The 3,434-nt window shown below is 74.2% G+C and carries 2 protein-coding genes and 1 pseudogene; 1 reads left to right on the top strand and 2 read right to left on the bottom strand.

Annotated elements, in window-relative coordinates; genetic code table 11:
* Positions 1-41 precede the first annotated feature (41 nt).
* A pseudogene (locus tag VIW71_RS11205) lies at positions 42-806 on the bottom strand (MinD/ParA family ATP-binding protein); the annotation flags it as partial.
* A 626-nt stretch (positions 807-1,432) separates the two neighbouring features.
* On the bottom strand, positions 1,433-2,254 hold the full coding sequence (locus tag VIW71_RS11200; protein ID WP_331621944.1) for an enoyl-CoA hydratase/isomerase family protein: 822 nt from the start codon (positions 2,252-2,254) through the stop codon (positions 1,433-1,435).
* 423 nt (positions 2,255-2,677) lie between these two features.
* Here VIW71_RS11200 and VIW71_RS11195 point away from each other — a divergent pair, with 423 nt between their 5' ends.
* A complete protein-coding gene (locus VIW71_RS11195) occupies positions 2,678-3,274 on the top strand; it encodes an LppU/SCO3897 family protein (RefSeq protein WP_331621943.1) in 597 nt (198 codons plus the stop codon).
* The last annotated feature ends 160 nt before the right edge of the window (positions 3,275-3,434 follow it).

The following is a 3,434-nucleotide window of genomic DNA, read 5'->3' as shown; positions in this document are numbered from 1 at the left end:
GCCCCCGCGCCGCCGTCGTGTCGTCAGACGCGGCGCTGCGGCCGGGCCCGGGCGAAGTCCTCGGCGACCATGGCGGCGAGGTCGACGTAGGCCGCCCGGGTCCTGGGGCGCAGCATGTCCAGGTCGAGTTCCGCGCCGAGGGACAGGTGCTCGTCGAAGGGGACGACCACCACACCGCGGCAGCGGCTCTCGAAGTGGGTGACGATGTCCTCGACCCGCAGGAGTCTCCCGGTCGTCCGCACCCCGGAGATCACGGTGACACTGCGCTGGGCCAGCTCGTCGAAACCGTGGGCCTCCAGCCAGTCCAGCGTCATGCTCGCGCTGGTGGCGCCGTCGACGCTGGGCGTGGCCGCGATCACGAGCTGGTCGGCCAGTTCCAGCACGCCCCGCATGGCGCTGTGGAGCAGCCCGGTGCCGGAGTCGGTCAGGACGATCGGGTACTGACGGCTCACCAGGTCCAGGACCCGCCGGTAGTCCTGGTCGTCGAAGGTCGTGGAGACGGCCGGATCGACGTCGTTGGCGACGATCTCCAGGCCGCTCGGCATCTGCGAGGTGAACTGCCGCACGTCCATGTAGGTGTGGAGGCCGGGAAGAGCGCGAACCAGGTCGCGGACCGTGGAGTCGGTCTGGCGGCGCACTCGTCGGCCCAGCGTGCCGGAGTCCGGGTTGGCGTCGATGGCGATGACCCGGTCCGCGCGTTCCCTCGCCAGTACGGCGCCCAGTGCGGCCGTGGTGGTGGTCTTGCTGACGCCGCCCTTGAGGCTGATCACGGCGATCCGGTAGCAGCGCTGCAGGGGGGTACGGACGGCCCGCGCCCTGTCGGCGTGGTGGCGGCCGCCCACGAGCCCGGTCAACCTGCGCAGGCCGCCGCGCGGGCCGGGCTGCCTGCGGATGAGCCGCTCCGAGGCGAGGCCGGCACCGGCCGCCCCGCCCAGCGGTGCCCGCTCCGGCCCGCCCGTCGGCACCGGCCCGGCGTCCCGCACAGACCCGGCGTCCGGCCCCGCGCCCGGACCGGGCACAGGAGTCGGCGCAGGAACCGGCGCAGGAACCGGCTCGGCCTCCGGCGGCAGTACCGCCTGCGGCTCGGACATGGCGGGCCCGGCGGGCGAGGGCGCGGGCCCGGCGGGCGAGGGCGCGGTCGCAGGCTCAGCAGGCGCGGTCGCGGTCGCAGGCTCAGCAGGCGCGGTCGCGGGCCCAGCGGGCGCGGTCGCGGACCCGCTCCGGGTGGACCACCCCGCGGGGCCGTAGTCCGGGGCGGCTGCCCACTCCCATCGTCCGCCGGCGTCCAGGCGTTCCACCCGGGGGTCCGCGTCCATCTGTTCGACCGTCACCGCAGCGTCCTTCCGTCGTTCCGCCCAAGCGTCCTGACGAAAGAACGGCACCACCCTTCCGCCCCGTTCACCCGGCCGGCGCCCCGGCCCGCACCGTTTGTTCAGCCCGGCAGCCGGGACGGGTCCCCGTGGGTCTCCCGGTACTGCGCGAGGGCCGAGAAGGCGGACAGGATCTCGGCGTCGGACCCCGCCGGGTGACCCGGGCGGCCGCGCTGCCCGTACGCCCGCAGCCGCGCCTTGGCGACCCGGCTGCCGGCCGGGTGGGCCCGCAGCAGGCGCCGGGTCCAGAGGGCCTCCAGCACGTCGTTCTGCTGCCGGGTCCCGATCCGGTTGACCAGCCCGTACCGCTCGGCGGTGGAGGCCTCGACCCGTTCGCCGAGCAGGATCAGCTCCCGGGTGCGGGGCGCCCCGATCTCCGCGAGCAGCCGCCCGACCGCGCCGCCCCAGCACGGTGGCCGGCCGACGAACAGCTCCGGCAGCCGGAACACCGCGTCGTCGTCGGCCAGCCGGAGGTCGCAGGCGATCATGAGGGCGAGCCCGAACCCGGTCACCGCGCCCTGGACCCGGACGAGGGTGATCGCGTCGGTGCCGCTGACGGCGTTGCAGACCTGGTTCGCCAGGCGCGCCGCCGCCACGGCGCCGTCGAGTCCGCCCCCGGGCGACTCCGGCAGCGCGACGGGCTCGGTGCCGGAGCAGAAGGAGCGGCCCGTGCCCCGGAGGGTGACCACCCGGATCTCGGGACGGTCGCGCAGGGACTCGTACAGTGCCAGCAGGTCGCGCAGCGTCCCGTGGCCGAGCGTGTTGTCGGTCTCGGGCCCGTCGAGCACCGCGTGCATCAGTGGACCGTCCACCTCCACCCGGAGCGTGCTGCCCTTGCGCACAGACGTACCTCTTCCCTTGTCGGGCCGGCGGCGCTCTGCCACCGGGACGGCTCTCCGTGTCCTACGTGCGGACGGCCCCGCCGAGTTCAGCCGGCCCAGGACGGCGCTGCCCCGAGCGAAGACGGGTCGCGGTGCCCCCGATGCCCCCTATGCCCGATACCGCCCGCGCCCGTAGCCTTCTGACAGCGCCGTGTCAGCGGAGCACGGCAGCATCCTCTGGGGGGAGCGGCAATGCGGCGTGCGAGGGTTTTACGAACCGGCCGCGCGGTGCGGGCGAGAGGGCCGCTGACCGCGGTGGCCGTCGTCTGCGGTGCGGTACTGGTGGCCTGTGGTTCGTCGCAGGACCGGGCGGACCCGGCCCCGGACGGCACCCGGAGCCCGTCGGTGTCGGCCTCTTCTTCCCTGTCCCGGACGCCGACAGCCGAGCCGAGTGCGACGACTCCGCAGTCGGTACCGAGCACGGCCGTGACCACCGAGCCGACACCGGCGGTGACCCCTGCCCTCGGCAACAAGTCCTTCGCGAAGGGCAGTTGCGTGGCAGACGACCCGTTGGCCTCCGAGGACTCCGCGTTCCTCGCGGTGGTCCCCTGCACGGATCCCGCGGCCTTCGCGAAGGTGCTGGAACGCGAGGCGTTCGACGCCACCAAGGCATCGAAGTGCCCGAAAGAGGCGGCGAAAGCCGACAAGTTGGTCCAGTTGAGCCGACCGGGCCAGGGCAAGGACGCCGGCCAGGTGCAGTACGCCCCGGTGTGCCTGCGCAACCTCAGAGCACCGCACCCCGGCGACCCGGGCCAAGGGGGCGGCCCCAACATCGTCAAGGGCGACTGTCTGGTGGAGAAGAGGTCCTACCGACTGCCGACGACGGGTTCCGGCACGTCCACTTTCGAAACGGCATGTGCCGGCACGGGCGCCGACGCGCCCGGCTACCGCGTGATCGCCCTGGGCACCGCCACGATCCTGCGCGGGGACAAGGGCATCCCCTGCCCGCGCACCACCCAGGTCGAGTTCAGGACGGAGGACGAGGCTTTCATGGGTACCATCTACTGCGCCGTGCGCCTGTGATCCGGAACCGCGTCGCACCGGTAGGCGTCCGACGGCGAACCGTGCCGGGTAGCCCCTCCGGCCCGGGAACTCCTGCGGTGCCGCGGCGTCCGGCGGCTCGGCCACGCGCGCCACGACGAGTCCCTGGTGCGTGCCGCCGGCGGCACGCACCAGGGACGCG

Origin of the sequence: Streptomyces sp. (genome assembly GCF_036524955.1) — a bacterium.
GTDB lineage: Bacteria > Actinomycetota > Actinomycetes > Streptomycetales > Streptomycetaceae > Actinacidiphila.
Note: the sequence above shows the minus strand (reverse complement) of the source record. Positions and strands in the feature narration are given on the sequence as shown.